Origin of the sequence: Desulfopila aestuarii DSM 18488 (genome assembly GCF_900143695.1) — a bacterium.
Taxonomy (GTDB): Bacteria; Desulfobacterota; Desulfobulbia; order Desulfobulbales; family Desulfocapsaceae; genus Desulfopila; species Desulfopila aestuarii.
The window spans coordinates 1-14,947 of record NZ_FRFE01000045.1 but is presented as its reverse complement, the minus strand read 5'-3'; the positions used below and the strand labels follow the sequence as shown (position 1 = coordinate 14,947).

Annotated in this window: 12 protein-coding genes; 9 read left to right on the top strand and 3 right to left on the bottom strand. The window is 46.5% G+C overall.

Annotated features, from left to right (window positions below):
- Window positions 1–55 precede the first annotated feature (55 nt).
- The 8 genes from BUF15_RS24140 (at window position 56) to BUF15_RS24105 (ending at window position 6,863) form a co-directional block, all read left to right on the top strand.
- On the top strand, window positions 56–451 hold the full coding sequence (locus BUF15_RS24140) for a response regulator (RefSeq protein ID WP_073616626.1): 396 nt from the start codon (window positions 56–58) through the stop codon (window positions 449–451).
- 222 nt (window positions 452–673) lie between these two features.
- Window positions 674–1,318: a DUF47 domain-containing protein gene (locus BUF15_RS24135; RefSeq protein WP_073616625.1), complete on the top strand. Its 645-nt coding sequence runs from the start codon at window positions 674–676 to the stop codon at window positions 1,316–1,318.
- Window positions 1,319–1,400: 82 nt separating this feature from the next.
- Window positions 1,401–2,381, top strand: a complete 981-nt coding sequence (locus BUF15_RS24130) for an inorganic phosphate transporter (RefSeq protein WP_073616624.1) — start codon at window positions 1,401–1,403, stop codon at window positions 2,379–2,381.
- 29 nt (window positions 2,382–2,410) lie between these two features.
- Entirely contained in the window at window positions 2,411–3,013 is a 603-nt protein-coding gene (locus tag BUF15_RS24125; RefSeq protein ID WP_073616623.1) for a DedA family protein, read from the top strand.
- A gap of 98 nt (window positions 3,014–3,111) precedes the next feature.
- Window positions 3,112–3,897: a TerC family protein gene (locus BUF15_RS24120; protein WP_073616622.1), complete on the top strand. Its 786-nt coding sequence runs from the start codon at window positions 3,112–3,114 to the stop codon at window positions 3,895–3,897.
- Window positions 3,898–3,973: 76 nt separating this feature from the next.
- Complete coding sequence (locus BUF15_RS24115) at window positions 3,974–4,507, top strand: hypothetical protein (protein WP_073616621.1); 534 nt, start codon at window positions 3,974–3,976, stop codon at window positions 4,505–4,507.
- A gap of 170 nt (window positions 4,508–4,677) precedes the next feature.
- Window positions 4,678–5,598, top strand: a complete 921-nt coding sequence (locus BUF15_RS24110) for a universal stress protein (protein ID WP_084554536.1) — start codon at window positions 4,678–4,680, stop codon at window positions 5,596–5,598.
- A 23-nt stretch (window positions 5,599–5,621) separates the two neighbouring features.
- Window positions 5,622–6,863 (top strand): cation:proton antiporter, encoded by a 1,242-nt coding sequence (locus BUF15_RS24105; protein WP_073616620.1) that lies wholly within the window; start codon window positions 5,622–5,624, stop codon window positions 6,861–6,863.
- 342 nt (window positions 6,864–7,205) lie between these two features.
- Here the strand turns inward: BUF15_RS24105 and BUF15_RS24100 are convergent, their stop codons facing one another.
- Entirely contained in the window at window positions 7,206–9,668 is a 2,463-nt protein-coding gene (locus tag BUF15_RS24100) for a sensor domain-containing protein (RefSeq protein WP_073616619.1), read from the bottom strand.
- A 960-nt stretch (window positions 9,669–10,628) separates the two neighbouring features.
- Between BUF15_RS24100 and BUF15_RS24095 the strand changes: the two genes are divergently transcribed.
- Window positions 10,629–12,194, top strand: coding sequence for a SpoIIE family protein phosphatase (locus BUF15_RS24095; RefSeq protein WP_073616617.1), 1,566 nt, complete (start codon window positions 10,629–10,631; stop codon window positions 12,192–12,194).
- A 280-nt stretch (window positions 12,195–12,474) separates the two neighbouring features.
- On the opposite strand, the gene BUF15_RS27245 is transcribed toward BUF15_RS24095, so the two are convergent.
- On the bottom strand, window positions 12,475–12,624 hold the full coding sequence (locus BUF15_RS27245) for a hypothetical protein (protein ID WP_159441374.1): 150 nt from the start codon (window positions 12,622–12,624) through the stop codon (window positions 12,475–12,477).
- Window positions 12,625–12,736: 112 nt separating this feature from the next.
- A partial coding sequence (locus tag BUF15_RS24090; RefSeq protein ID WP_143170865.1) for a hybrid sensor histidine kinase/response regulator occupies window positions 12,737–14,947 on the bottom strand: 2,211 nt, incomplete at its 5' end.

The following is a 14,947-nucleotide window of genomic DNA, read 5'->3' as shown; positions in this document are numbered from 1 at the left end:
CATAAATCTGCAAGGTCTAAATCATAAGAGGGTGCGATTGATTAAGAAGAGGAAAATGAAGGCACTGGTCGTGGATAATGAGAAGGGGTTTGCCTCTGTCCTGGCGAACCACCTGAAGCGGCGAAAGATAGAAGCCGACAGTGTCTACTCCGGCGCCCAGGCTCTGGAGTATGTCAGGACATTTCAGCCTGATGTCCTGGTCCTTGAACTGCAATTACCGGATATGAGTGGTCTTGATGTCTTTCGTCAGATCAAAGCCATTGATTCGACAATCGAAGTAATCCTGGTGACCGGAAATGGTTCTTTTGACATGGTTATCGCCTGCATGCAGCTGGGGGCCTTCGATTACCTCATGAAACCAATTGACCTTAATCAACTTCTGGACACCATTACCGGCGCCTTTGAAAATCGAATGCTGGTATTGAAAGAAAGGAGCCAGACTTCTCTGTAGTATTTGTTTACTAAAATCTGGCAATAGCATCCTAAGCAAGGGAGTAGTCATGGTAGGATGAAGAGTTTGGCGGTCCTGATTGTCTCTTCGCGAGCGGAGCTATTTAAGCCCTCGGAGCACGATTCCTTTCTCTGTGAAAAATTCTCCCTACGTGGCTACCCTGCCCATTTTTCCCAAACACAACCCAATTTCCTGGCTTCTTCTACCTCAAGGAGCAATACGATGATCTCTCAATTTCTTGCTAAAATACTTCCGCCCACGGAAAACCGATTCTATACTTTTTTTGAAGAAGCTGCAGAGGTTTGTGAACTGTCTGCCCAGTTGTTTTACCAGATCGTTCATTCAGATCCTAAAGAACGTGACACCTGCCTGATACACACAAAATCCTACAAAAAACGAGCGGTAGATGCTCTTGAGGGAAGCCTGACCCTGCTTAATTCGTCATTCATTACGCCCATTGATAGGGAAGATATCCAGCTCATATCTACCTCTCTTTACAAATGTACCAAATCAATCCTTAAAGCCTGCGGCAATCTGCGTAGTTACAATATCGATTTCTATAACGACATTGTGAAAAATCAAGCAGAGATCCTGATCAGATCAACGGAAGAGTTACTCAACATAATAACTTCTTTTAGAAAAGCTTCCTCACTTGAAGAGGTCACCCAGATCAGTCGCAGGATCAAGGAGATTGAAAACAGAGGCGATGAGATTCTCGCCAGTGCCACCGAAGAATTGTTTTCGGGAAAATATGATGCGATTTATGTGCTGAAATTACGAGATATTTACAAAGGAATCGAAAATGCCGTCGATCGATGCTCAATAATCTCCGACCTTATCATGAGTGTTGTCCTGAAACACAATTGACAGCAGGTGATGCACTTTCGGTTGCAACCTGAATCAAGATTTTATGATAGAGCTACAGCCAGCTTAATAAGGAAGATGTTTCATGGTCATTACACTGGTCTTTGTAATTTTCACCGCACTTGTTTTCGAATATATAAACGGTTTCCATGATTCTGCCAACGCGATCGCCACTGTAGTTTCCACAAAGGTGCTGACAGCAAGAGCGGCGATACTTTATGCAGGTGTACTGAACATGGTTGGAGCGTTTTTCGGTACCCATGTAGCCAGCACCATAGGTAAAGGCATTGTTGAAACCGCCAGCGTAACTCAGGGGGTGATTATTTGCGCCTTGATGGCAGCGATCACCTGGAATCTCATCACCTGGTATTACGGCATCCCATCCAGTTCGTCCCATGCCCTTATTGGCGGCTTAATTGGCGCAGGAATATCAAAATCCGGCCTGGAGGTAGTTCAAATTGAGGGCGTTTGTCAGAAGGTATTGATCCCGATGATAACCTCTCCGTTCCTCGGATTTGGCCTAGGGTTTTGCTTCATGGTTGCAATTCTCTGGCTGTTCTCAAAAGCCAATCCAAGTACAGTTAACCGCCATTTTAAAAAACTGCAGCTTGTTTCATCAGGTATTATGGCCTTGAGTCACGGCACCAATGACGCTCAGAAAACCATGGGGATCATCACGCTGGCACTGGTCAGTTTCAATGTCTTACCCTCTTTCGAGGTACCTTTATGGGTGATCCTTTTATGCGCTCTGACCATGGGCTTTGGAACCATGGCCGGCGGCTGGCGGATCATCCGCACAATGGGCAGTAAAATGATCAAGCTGAAACCAGTACACGGATTCGCCGCCGAAACTACAGCGGCAGTTGTCATTCTGGGGGCTTCTCATTTCGGTATTCCTGTCAGCACCACTCATATCATCTCCACCTCGATTATGGGTGTCGGCAGCACGAAAGGGGTACATGCAGTGAAATGGGGGATTATCGGTAACATCGTCATGGCGTGGGTGTTTACGATCCCTATATGTATGCTTCTCGCCATTATCATTTATTGTATCCTTCCTCTCTAAACCGTATTCAAGTGATAGTATACTAAGCAATGATAAAAGATCTGATGTTGATGCTGGTCGACGGCATAGGTTCGTTTGGGTATCTGGGCATTTTCATTCTTATGGCTATGGAAAGTTCCTTAATACCTATTCCAAGCGAATTGGTTATGCCGCCAGCAGGATACCTTGCCCAGCAGGGGATCATGAATCCGTGGATCACAATTTTATCCGGTACAACCGGGAGTCTTGCAGGTGCATATGCCAACTATTACGTTGCCCGTTACCTGGGGCGGCCGGTGCTATTCAAATATGGGAAATATTTTTTCATCTCTCCAGATAAGCTGCATCGGATTGAACGGTTCTTTCTCCGCCATGGAGAAATTTCCACATTTATCGGCAGGCTGTTGCCAGTTGTCAGGCATTTGATATCAATACCTGCTGGTCTTTCAGGAATGAAGCATCTTCGCTTTTCATTGTATACCCTGTTGGGTTCATTGATCTGGTGCTCTGTTCTAACCTGGATAGGATATACTATTGGTCGCAATCAAGAGTTAATCGTGATGTATTCAAAGCAAGCCGTAATTTGGGCGTCCTTCGGCAGTTGTTTGTTGTTGATTGTATACATTTTTTTTCGTCGCTGCAGGGTAAAGTGATTGTTCCAGGCGCAAAGGAAGAATGATACGTTCCATTGCGGTTTTCAAGAAATGCCGGTTTCTAAAAGCCAATTAAGTAATATGATATAGGGGTATTTATGGAATGGGTGCTGGATATAAATGTCTGGAGTTCCCTTGTAACGCTGACGGTATTGGAGATAGTTCTGGGTATTGATAATATCGTCTTTATTACACTCCTGGTGGGCAAGCTTCCGGAAAATAAAAGAGGCCTAGCTCGACAGTTTGGTTTACTGGCAGCCATGGTTACCCGCGTTTTGCTCCTTTTGTCAATTGCCTGGCTTGCCCGGCTGGAAACACCACTTTTTGCAATTCTTGATAATCAGGTATCAGCACGTGATCTGGTCTTGTTGGGCGGAGGTCTTTTTCTCATTTATAAAGCAGTCGTTGAGATACATGGCAGTCTTGAGGGTGGGGATACAAGAGAAGCACCTCAACATTTTGCCTCTCTGCTACCCGTAATTATCGCTCAAATTGCAGTGATTGATATCGTTTTCTCTCTAGATTCGGTAATTACCGCTGTGGGTTTGGCTGATCATGTGCCGGTCATGGTGGCGGCTATTGTTATTGCTATCGGTGTAATGATGTTGGCGGCTGCTCCTATAGGGAAATTTGTCGAACAACATCCAACAATCAAGGTGCTTGCTCTTGCATTTCTTGTTCTCGTTGGGATAGCCTTGGTTGCAGAAGGTACAGGTCATGAAATGCCAAAGGGATATTTATATTTCGCTATGGCCTTTTCATTCGCAGTTGAAATGCTCAATCTCCGTTTGCGTGCAAAGCTCCAGCCTGTGCAACTTCATCAGATCTATGATGAGATCGCAAAAGATACAGAAAGGAATAAAGATGGTGACAATGCGGTTTAGGCTGGCGTTACCATACTATTTGCCTGCGACGAATCGGCAGACATTCCCATAAAAGGTTACATGTTGGAGCCTTCAAATGAAGAGCCTTTACATATTCGCTGCTGAAACCTACGATAAACGGCCTGATATTACCGGTATCGTCTCCGCTTTTATTGTTGTCTTTATTGACTACATCACTGGCAGACAAATTGACTTTCCGATTCTTTATGGACTTCCTATCGCTCTCTCGGCATGGAAATTACGAAAAAACATGGCATACGCGCTGTCTGTTTTTCTGCCACTTATACGACTTGCGTTCCTTTATCACTGGAGTGAAATTCAACCATTCGTTGTTACATTTACGAATATATCCATAATCATGTTTTCCTTACTGTTATATGCTTATCTGATTCAGAGAACTGCATGGCAAACGCAAAAATTAAAGAAGAAAGTTAAAAGCTTAGAAGGTTTTCTGCCTATTTGTGCCTCATGTAAGAAAATACGAAATGAAAAAGGGGAATATGAACAAATAGAAAAATATGTCAGTGAACACTCAGAAGCTTTATTTTCTCATGGCATATGCCCAGAATGCGCTCAAAGACTATATCCGGAATTTACACACAAACCTTGAACATTGTGATGTAGTATCCTGTGATTCTCGCTACTCAGTTTGAGAGGGTTAGCCGAGAAAAGACAAGGTCGCGGCAAAGTCTAAATTTTAGTAGTTTACAATGCTACCGTTTCCAACAGCACCACCCGCGTGCTACTGTCCATTAAGCTCAACAATACTGGAAGACGCCCATGAGATGCCCAGAACACGCAGCATCCACCGGAAACTCTACTTTCGAGCAGCGCTTGAAAGGACGTCCTCCCTATCCTTTAGAGACCATTGGTGTTGCCGTCGCCTTCTCACCGCGTCTCGAGGCATTACTGTGTGAGGCACAACGGTTGTCTGTCCTCTTCAGCGCCCGGTTGCTGCTTATTCATGTCGGCAGGCGGACAGCCGAGAAGGAGGCCACGCTGTCAGAGAAATGCCGTCTGGCTGGCATCGCGCCTGAGGTACAACCCGTCTGGCAGGAGGGTTCCATCATCTCCTCACTGCTTGCCGTCTGCAAGACAAACATGGTGGATCTGCTTGTTCTCGGAGCTTTGCAGCGAGAAAACGTATTTCGTTATTACCTTGGATCGGTAGCCAGGGGATTGAGCCGAAAGGCCAAATGTTCGCTGCTGCTGCTCACCGAGCCGGCAACTACTGGCAGTACCTTCAATGAGATCGTTGTCAACTGTGTAGAACATCCCAAAACCATACCTACCCTGAACACCGTCCTGTACTTCTCTAATATGACTGGGAGTAAGTGCATCCATATAGTGAAAGAGGTGGATGAATCCGGACTTGCTATGGCCATGTCCGATGATGTTACCACAAGCGAAAAGAGTTCATTCAGGGAGCAGCTGCGCCATGAGGCTGAAGAAGCACTGCGCCAGAAGATGTCATCCTGTCCGGACCAGAAAATTCAGGTGAAGCCAGCCGTGCTTTTCGGCCGCCCGGGCTATGCCATTCGCAGGTATGCCGAAGAGTGCCACGCCGATCTGCTGGTCATCAATTCGCCAGATAGCAGATACGGATTGATGGACAGGATTTTCAATCATGACATGGAATATATTCTCGAAAATTTGCCCTGTAACATGATGATAGTCCACTCACGCCACACCTCTATCTGATTTCCGGGTCATCCTTTACTGCTATGGCTAAACTCAGTCAACCCGATCTGGTTATCTTTCTGCTGGCTCTCAGTGTCATGCTGATATCTTCGCGCATCTCTTCTGAATTCGGCAGGCGCATAGGCTTACCGATGGTCATGGGCGAACTGATTGTCGGCGTCCTACTTGGCCCGACAGTATTCGGAACTCTTTTCCCAGGGATATACGCAACCATATTCCCCTTTGCGACCAACAGCCATTTTGCCTTGGCGCTCGACGGGGTCTTCTCACTCTCAGTCATTCTGCTGCTCTTTGTTGCCGGGCTCGAGCTGCGTTTCTCGCTCTTTTTACGTCACGGCAAAACAGCCATGACCACAGGTCTCGGCAGCATGGTCCTGCCCTTCGCCTCTGGTTTTGCCATGGCCTGGTTCTTTCCACAGTGGTTTTCAGCCGAACCGGACAACGGAACACACCTGCTTTTCTCTCTTTTTCTCGGCACCGCCATGTCGATTTCGGCCCTACCTGTCATCGCCAGAATTCTCCTCGATATGAAGCTCCTCAAAACAGAGATAGGGACCGTAATTATTGCCTCCGCGGTCTTCAATGACGTGGTGGGATGGATCATCTTTTCCTTTATCCTGTCAATGGTTAACAAAGGACACGACGGCGGCAGCATCCAGCAGACCATGCTTTCGATTGGCGGATTTGCTCTCTTCATGCTGATTGCTGGCCGCTTTCTCATCAACCGCACTCTCCCTTGGATTCAGACAAAGCTGAGCTGGCCAGGCGGTGTTTTGGCTTTCAGCCTCAGCCTCTGTCTGCTTTGCGCCTCATTCACGGAATACATCAGGATTCATGCGATCCTCGGCGCCTTCATCGCTGGTCTAGCCATTGGTGACTCCGTCTATTTTCGCGAACAAGCTCGTGAAATCATCCACCAATTTGTTACCAGCTTTTTTGCTCCACTCTTTTTCGTGTCCATCGGCCTGAAAGTGAACTTCATTGAGCATTTTGACCCGGCTATTGTCCTATTGATCCTCCTGCTGGCCTTTGCCGGCAAGGTGATCGGTGCTGGTGTCGGCGCAAGAATCGGCGGGATGACTGCTAGCAAATCGCTGGCGATCGGTTTTGGTCTCAATGCCCGGGGAGCCATGGAAATGATACTCGGCTCCCTGGCTTATGAGGCGGGGCTCATAAGCCACACCGTCTTTGTCGCCATCATCGTCATGGCTCTTGTTACGAGCATCACCAGCGCCCCGCTTATGCGCATGTTTTTAGATAAGTAAACCTACCTATTACAGCACCTGCCCCCCGCAAGGTATTTGATAAAAAGTAGCATAAACAGTCTATGTTAACCTTACTGACATGTTGGGCTCGGCCAACAATTGATAATTGCGCCAAAATGGAGTAAGTGTAAGGAAGGGATTACCAAAGAATATCTTTTTTTTATGGAACTGAAGTGGTTAGGTTGCCAGAAAGGCAACCGCTTCATACTGCATGGAGAACGCTCGGGCGAGACTTTTCGCACGGGGCATCTGCATCTTCCTGGGGCATCCCCTCCTGTAGTATTTTCCTGTTTGACTGCTTGAAGAAGCTGAATATCTGCATTTGTCTCAATACGTTGATCTTCAAATAGAGAGTTGAGATGTGCCGATAATTTCTCTCGCTTTTTTCTCATCTACAGGCCTGGAAAACATGAACCCTTGAGCCTTGTCACACTGCAAAGCACGTAACTTCTCAAGCTGGCCTCGGGTTTCAACACCTTCGGCGATTACAGACAGCCCCAGGCTCCTTGCCAGACTGATGATGGACCGGACTATTTGGTCATTTTCCTGAGACTCCTGAAATCCGCTAATGAAGGATCGATCTATTTTCAGATGATCGATCGGCATATTCTGCAAATATGACAGTGAGGAATAGCCGGTTCCGAAATCATCGATGGCTATCTGTACCCCGAGTGCCCGTAGACGGTTAAGTTCCCCGACAACATGAGCCTTATCCTGCATGATGACCGATTCAGTAACCTCTATCTTGAGGCAGGCAGGAGCCAGTTTATTGAGTTGTAAAACTTCTGATATATGCTCGACTAGACCTGGTGTAGCAAACTGGCGTATGGAAACGTTGACATTCATCGTCAACTGAGCTGCCTTGGGATATATTTCCTGCCAGAGCTTAAGGCTGCGGCAGGCTTCGGATATTACCCACTTGCCGAGATCAATAATCAGGCCTGTTTCCTCGGCCAGAGGAATAAATCTGTCTGGAGGAATCATGCCGCGCAACGGGTGATTCCACCGGACCAGGGCCTCAAATCCTTCCAGACGTTCTTCAGCGACGGAAACGATTGGCTGGTAGAACAAAAGCAGCCCGTCTCTTTCAAGCACTTCACGCAGATCCATTTCCAGACTGAGGGACTCAACAAGTTCCTGGTGCATGTGGGCATCAAAGAGCATTATCCCTTTTCCCTGTTGCTTGGCTCGATACATGGCGATATCGGCATCGCGCAATATATCTTCAGCTGAAGAATAATCAGCAATACTGGGGACGATACCTATGCTCGCACCTGTTGAGATTTCTGACTTGTCGATGGTAAAAGGATTACACAGAAAAGAATGCATACGTCTGACTGTGACGAGCAATTCCTCCTCTGAGGAAAATTCCTCTAGAATTATGGCAAATTCATCTCCTCCGAGACGTGCCACGGTATCCATCGCCCTGGTGCATGAGGACAGCCTTCTGCCTACCTGGATCAGCAACTGATCTCCTGCAGGATGGCCAAGACTGTCATTCACTGTCTTGAATTTATTCAGATCAAGCAGCAGGAGAGCATAGTGAAATGCAGGTCGTCGTCGGCTTCTTTCCAAGGCTCGCTCCAGTCGCTCTGCAAGAAGCATCCGATTCGGCAAACCGGTCAGAGCATCGTGAAACGCTTGATGGGTAATCTGCTCCTCGAAGGCTTTCCGTTCTGAGATATCCTGATACACATATATAATGCCGTTGATTTTATCGCCAACCCGGATCGGGAAGCCGATCATGGAGACAGGAATCAATCTCCCGTCCCTGTGACGGCGACTGGTTTCACATTGTACGGTTTTCCCGGCAAGGATACTGGCACGAACTTTTTCGCATTCCACCAATAATTCATCAGGGACTATAAAAGTTCGCATGCCAAAGCCAATAATATCATCAGCATGGAACCCGAATAATCCCTCGAAAGCAGCGTTGCAACTGACTACATTCCTATGCATATCAATGATGACAATTGCCTGTGGCGAATTGGCAAAGAGCTGGGAGAAATAGGCTGTCTGAATCTCCAGATTCAATTCGGCCTGCTTGCGGGCGGTTATATCCATTACCGTCCCCTCGTAGTAGCTGATCTCCCCGGTATCTGCGAAAACCGCCCGGGCGTTTTCCGTTATCCAGATAACCTCTCCGCTTTTAGTACGCACCTGCGATTCAAAACCGGTCACCTTCTTGTTCTGTCTGAGTGTGCTGATAAACTCATCGCGTCTCCCCGGGTCCACATAGAGTTGCTGCTTGATATCCCTGAAGTGGTGAATAAGCTCGTCCGGGGACGAAAATCCGTAGATTGCTGCCAGGGCAGGATTGACATCGAGATAGGTCCCAAGCGGGGTGGTAAGAAAAATACCTTCAACCGCATTATTGAATATGCTGAGATATTTCTTTTCTGCCAAAAACAATCTGGTGGTTGTAACCTCCAGGTCTTTGTCATTATGATAAATGACGAATGTTCCAAGGATTGCCTGATCTTCCACTATCGGAAAAACCGAGACCGCTACATCGATCAGTCTGCCGTCTGATCGTGAACGCTTGGTACGAATATTATCTATCTTAATAGACGACACCCATTCCGTCGGTTCATCATGCTCACCTCCGCCCGGACGCAACAGGCTGTCAAGACGACGACCCACCACATCATTCCTGCTGAATCCAAATATTTGCTCGAAAGCTTCATTTACCGATAGAATCATCCCACCGGCATCGCGAAAAACGACTGCATTGGGGGTTTTTTCAAAAAGATATTTATAGGCTGTTTCTCTGCTGTAAAGAGCGTTGCTGTCGGTATTTGGCATAACTGTATTTTCAACTCATGATGATATTGTAAGAGCCTGCAATCAAGAAAACTCCGTAATGACATTCAGGCGAGAGAATACTAGACCCAGTCTTCGCCATGATGGAACCGGCATCTTGTCAATACACGACAGCCACTTCGATCAAGTCTGATCCCAGTTGCTAGCAACTGTCGGACCAATCTGATGCGCGAATGAATAATTCTGACTAATCAAACAGATACGCAAAATTGAATAATTTCAATTACAATAATGGGAACCATACAGAGACAACTATAGGACAAAAATGTATGAAGATTTTGCCGAGCGTTACTTTTCTGTCATTTCTATAGAGATAAAACCCGCCGAAAATGTGTTGGGGAGATCGCTGACAACACAAGATGCCATCATGTAGAAGAATTCGAATATGAACCGCCTTGGAAAGCAAGACACTATGGTTCAAGTTGGCTTTAGGGTCGGATATGCAGACGGTCACCTGAAAAGATTATTCTTATCAGTTACCTGTCACCATTTTCAAACAACGCGAATCATTAACCCCAAATCAGTACCTAAGGTTGCCTTTCTTAAAAGGTGTAATTTCGAGAGCTTTTATTAACTCACACATTGGGTGGTGTTTTTGAAAAGATCTGATATCCCGATTTTAGAACCACTTAGTTTGAAACAAAAGATATCACACCAAGATTGAACCATTTTATCCGCCGGCTTAATATTCAGCAACACGCCATCTGCTCATAATCAGGCCGTTCGGCATACGGGTCTATAGCCCAAACGGCTTGCTTATGAACATCTGACGCACTGCTGAATAGTTGCAGGCTTGGGATGAGGGAAGCATGTCGCTTCCTTGCTGAATAGATACGAACAAGCTCTAAACCGTACAATTTTCAGAATGCAACGTAAGATTATGATAGAATACAAGCAAAGAGTTCAATTTATCCATCAAAACCATTATTGCAGAGCTATCTGATGCTGGATCTGAGAGGGTTAAAACAAAAAAAAGATTTACCCATTGTCATCTCGAACCGCAAGGGTATCGTTAATTATGTCAATGACTGTTTCCTCAAGACATTCAAATGGGATAAAGATCTGATCGGGTCCAGTCTGACGAGAATTATCCCTAGCCATTACCATGATTCCCATAATATGGGATTCTCGAGATTTCTTATAACAGGCCAATCCAAAATAGCCCATCACCTGATAGAAGCCCAGGTAATCATGGGCAACGGCAACTTATGCAAATCGCATCATCTTATTGTAGTCGAGAAGATCGAAGGCGATGTCATGATCGGCGCCGTGCTGACCCCGGTGGATTACGATTCATCTTCGTCCCCTCCCCCCCAGAGTAATTTGAGCTACAGGCGGTCCCAGACCATTGATGAGTTAAGAGGCACTATGGGGAAAATGGAACTGGCCCTGACCGAAGTCGCCGATGCCATTGTCTGGACCAATCAAGAAGGACGAATTTGCTGGTGTAACGAGTCATTCGACAAGCTCACAGAACGAGACCATCTGTCCATCCTGGGTGAGGAGTTTTTGAAACTCATACAGGTAAATTCCGGGACGTTGGGAGATGACTTATCCTTAGTAAGTTTTAACAGGTTCCTAGACGATTGCAGGGCCAGATCTGAATTTGAAGTGGACCTGCAAGGTAAAAGAGAAATATTGGAGATCAGAAGTTCAGATTTTCATGTCGACCATCAGCAGCGGTCGGTAGTTTTGGTTATCAGGGTCATCACGGAGCAACGAAAAATAATGGATGCTCTCGATGCCTCAAGAAAGCGAATGGAACGGGAGCTGGAATTTGGACGGGAGATCCAGATGAGCTTACTTCCCACCACCCTTCCCGGACAGACGGAATTCGCACTTTACGCTGATACTCAACCTGCCCTGGAGGTGGGGGGAGATTTCTACGATTATTTTTATCTCAACTCAAGCCTGATCTGTTTTTGCATTGGTGACGTTGCGGGAAAGGGTGTTGCAGCAGCAATCCTTGCTGCCGTCACCCAGACCATGGTCAAAAACCATAGCTATGTCAGTCACGATCCTTCTGAAATTATTGCTCACGCCAACAGGGAAATCTGTGAACGAAACCGGGCCAACATGTTTGTCTCCCTTATTCTCGCTATCCTTGATATTGAAAGCGGAGAACTCACATACACCAATGCAGGTCACAACATGCCTTTTCTGCGCAGGACCGACCATATTGTCACTGTTATGAACCAAAAACACGGGCCGGTACTTGGCATCGAGCCGGACGTCAGTTACGGAAAGTCAGTCGTGAAGCTGGCTTGTGGCGATGCAATATTCGCATACACAGACGGAGTAACTGAAGCGGTGAACGATAAAGGCAGGCTTTACAGCCAGGAAAGACTACAAAAGGCCATTGGAAATAGTGACTGGGTCACTCCTAGGCAAGTGACCTCTTCGGTCAAAAAACAGATTGCCCGTTTCGTCGGAGCCGCAGAGCAGGCGGACGACATTACTCTCTTTTGTCTAATTTTCTACGGGAAACAAATGGACTACCATATATAGCAGATCGGTAACATGATGAGGAGGCAAGAAGCGGGTTTATCTCGTATTGCTCTCCCAAATCCTATAAAGTCTTATCTCCAGCCATTGCTGCAAGCACCATTCTCGCCATGAAGTTCTCTGAATGGTTCCGTCTCATTCTCTTTGTCATGATCTGCTCCTTATTAAGCCTTGGGAGGGCGTTCATTGGTAGCAGATCTTCCCCTTAGAGGCTTGTTCAAATTCGTCGGGCCTGCTATCTGGTCAGAGAGCAGTTTAGCTCGGACATTTTTCGGCATACTTTTTATTGTTCATGACATTGAAGAACTTTACCCACCAGCTCCGCCGGTAATTGCAGTCTTCCAATCCTGGCGGCGAAGCTCATTATGGATGGTGCAGTACACAGCAAATCGACAATGTTGTGATTATTTTCTCCCCATGCTTTCTCTGACATTGCGGTATCCTATTTGGTCATTCTCACACTTTCGTGGTGTCATTCAATTGATAAGCCATCTGCGAACACCTTGGTTTTATAGTAGCATTCCAGGCAGCGGCACATTCTTCTTTCAATCCGAAAGAGATAGAATTTCAGCAACAGCCCTTGCCAGATCATGAACGCTCACAGGTTTCATGAGAAAACTGTTTATTCCATAGTAACTGGCCGATTGTTCAGTAACAACTTCACTGAAACCGGTGCACAGAATAATCGGGAGAGAGCTGTCCACCTTACGGACCTCCTGAATAAGTTGCACGCCAGTCATTTCCGGCATGGTCTGATCAGTAATCAAAAGATCATATTCGTGCGGATTGTCATTGAATGCCCGCAGGGCCTCCACACTGCGAGGATACGATTGCACATCGTAACCAAGCATTTTCAGATTTTCATAAATAACCTCCAGGAAATACGCTTCGTCATCTACAAGCAGAATCTTCTCACCATTTCCCATGGGAAGATATGACTCATGAGATTCTTTCGTGACGATTTCTCCTTGGAAGCTCGGAAGATAGATCTCGAAAACAGTTCCTTTGCCCGGTGCGGTCTGTATATCGATCAGGCCTTTATGGCTTTTCACAATACCTGAGACGACGGCCATGCCAAGTCCGGTTCCCTCATTAACCTTCTTGGTAGTGAAATATGGCTCAAATATTCTTTCCAAGACCGAAGGCGTCATACCGCACCCCGTATCGCCAACGGTAATTTTGATATATTCACCAGGAGGAATAATCATGGTCATAAATTGCTTTGCCGAGTGCAGGGTAGAATTGTCTATATTCAAGGTGAGCACACCACCGGTTTCCCGCATGGCGTGGTAGGCATTGGTAGCCAGGTTCATGATAACCTGATGGATCTGGGTCGAGTTAACAAGTACTCTATCCGGATTAGCGGTAAATCTCTGCTCAAAGGATATTGTTTTGGGCAGTGTCGATTGCAAAAGGAGGAGGGTCTCCTTGACCAGCGGTGTGAGGTTGATTGGCTCCATCACCGTATCTGCACTTCTGCTGAAACGTAGGATCTGTTGCACGAGGCTCTTGGCTCTATTGCCCCCTTCGAGAACGCGTTCAAGGTAGGCCTTGGTTTTTGGGTCGATAGCGGCTGGGTCTCTGTACAATGCCAACTCCGTGTAGCCAATTATGCCTCCGAGTATGTTGTTAAAATCATGAGCTATACCACTTGCAAGGGTGCCAATTGCTTCACTTTTTTGAGCACGGATAACCTGTTTTTCAAGAACGTTTTTGTCTTCGGTCAGGGCTATTTCTTTCGTGAGATCATGGATGAAGACACCAAGGTAGAGCGGTGTACTCTCTTCATCCACGACGAGCCATCCCCTGATTGAAATTGGTATTATTCTCCCATCTTTGGCCCTATACGAGGCATGTAACGGCTCATTTTGGGCAATGCCTGACCTGAAAGCAAGCAAGGTCTGGATAATCTTACTTTGGTCTTCTTCGGGTACGAGTGCTTTAAAACTCGTCATCTGGCACTCAGGCAGGGTGTATCCGCTATTTCGCAGAAAAGCTTTATTGGCATCAAGAATACAACCCTGAAAATCCAGCAATAAAATACCCTCAGGGTTGGTATTGAAAAATGAACGGAAACGGAATTCGCTCTCCCGTAAAAATTTCTCGCTTTTTTTCCTCTCGCTAATGTCACGGACAATAGCCTGCGTGAAAGATTCGCCAGACAGTTCAATTAAGCGCAAGCTCACTTCAGAGAACAATGTACTTCCGTCAGGACGGCACATCACCCATTCAAAATGAAGATTTCTTCCTTGCCCCGCTTCATTGAGTAAATGTTGTACTTTTTCTCCTGAACGTTGACCGTCAGGCTGTTGCGGTGGTGAAAAATCTACAGGCGACGTACCGATAATCTCTTCTCTCGTGCATTGAAGAATATCCAGCGTTTTATTGTTACAATCAATAAAGATACCATTTTTTATGATTAAGATCGCATCACCCGCGCCCTCGAACAGTGAACGGTAGCGCAGTTCGCTTTCATGGAGGGCGATATCTGCAAGTTTTGTCCGGGTGATATCTTTTAAGGAGCCCAGCATTCGAGTTGCATTGCCTAGCTCGTCGTAGAAGAAACGACCCTCCTCGTAGGCATAGAAGTAGTTTCCATCTGCCCGTCGATAGCGGTAATGTGCTTTGTAGAGTGTGCAATCTTTCTGGGCAACCCTCAATTTTTCCAGGGTAGTGTCAAGGTCTTCAGGGTGAATACGCGTGGCCCAGCCTGCAAAACCCTGAGCATCTATTTCTCTTGGCGTAAAACCGGTTAT

Excerpts from the sequence above, each read along its gene's own strand:
- BUF15_RS24140 (WP_073616626.1), top strand. The coding sequence starts at position 56 with ATGAAGGCACTGGTCGTGGATAATGAGAAGGGGTTTGCCTCTGTCCTG.
- BUF15_RS24135 (WP_073616625.1), top strand. The coding sequence starts at position 674 with ATGATCTCTCAATTTCTTGCTAAAATACTTCCGCCCACGGAAAACCGA.
- BUF15_RS24130 (WP_073616624.1), top strand. The coding sequence starts at position 1,401 with ATGGTCATTACACTGGTCTTTGTAATTTTCACCGCACTTGTTTTCGAA.
- BUF15_RS24125 (WP_073616623.1), top strand. The coding sequence starts at position 2,411 with ATGATAAAAGATCTGATGTTGATGCTGGTCGACGGCATAGGTTCGTTT.
- BUF15_RS24120 (WP_073616622.1), top strand. The coding sequence starts at position 3,112 with ATGGAATGGGTGCTGGATATAAATGTCTGGAGTTCCCTTGTAACGCTG.
- BUF15_RS24115 (WP_073616621.1), top strand. The coding sequence starts at position 3,974 with ATGAAGAGCCTTTACATATTCGCTGCTGAAACCTACGATAAACGGCCT.
- BUF15_RS24110 (WP_084554536.1), top strand. The coding sequence starts at position 4,678 with ATGAGATGCCCAGAACACGCAGCATCCACCGGAAACTCTACTTTCGAG.
- BUF15_RS24105 (WP_073616620.1), top strand. The coding sequence starts at position 5,622 with ATGGCTAAACTCAGTCAACCCGATCTGGTTATCTTTCTGCTGGCTCTC.
- BUF15_RS24100 (WP_073616619.1), bottom strand. The coding sequence starts at position 9,668 with ATGCCAAATACCGACAGCAACGCTCTTTACAGCAGAGAAACAGCCTAT.
- BUF15_RS24095 (WP_073616617.1), top strand. The coding sequence starts at position 10,629 with ATGCTGGATCTGAGAGGGTTAAAACAAAAAAAAGATTTACCCATTGTC.
- BUF15_RS27245 (WP_159441374.1), bottom strand. The coding sequence starts at position 12,624 with ATGTCAGAGAAAGCATGGGGAGAAAATAATCACAACATTGTCGATTTG.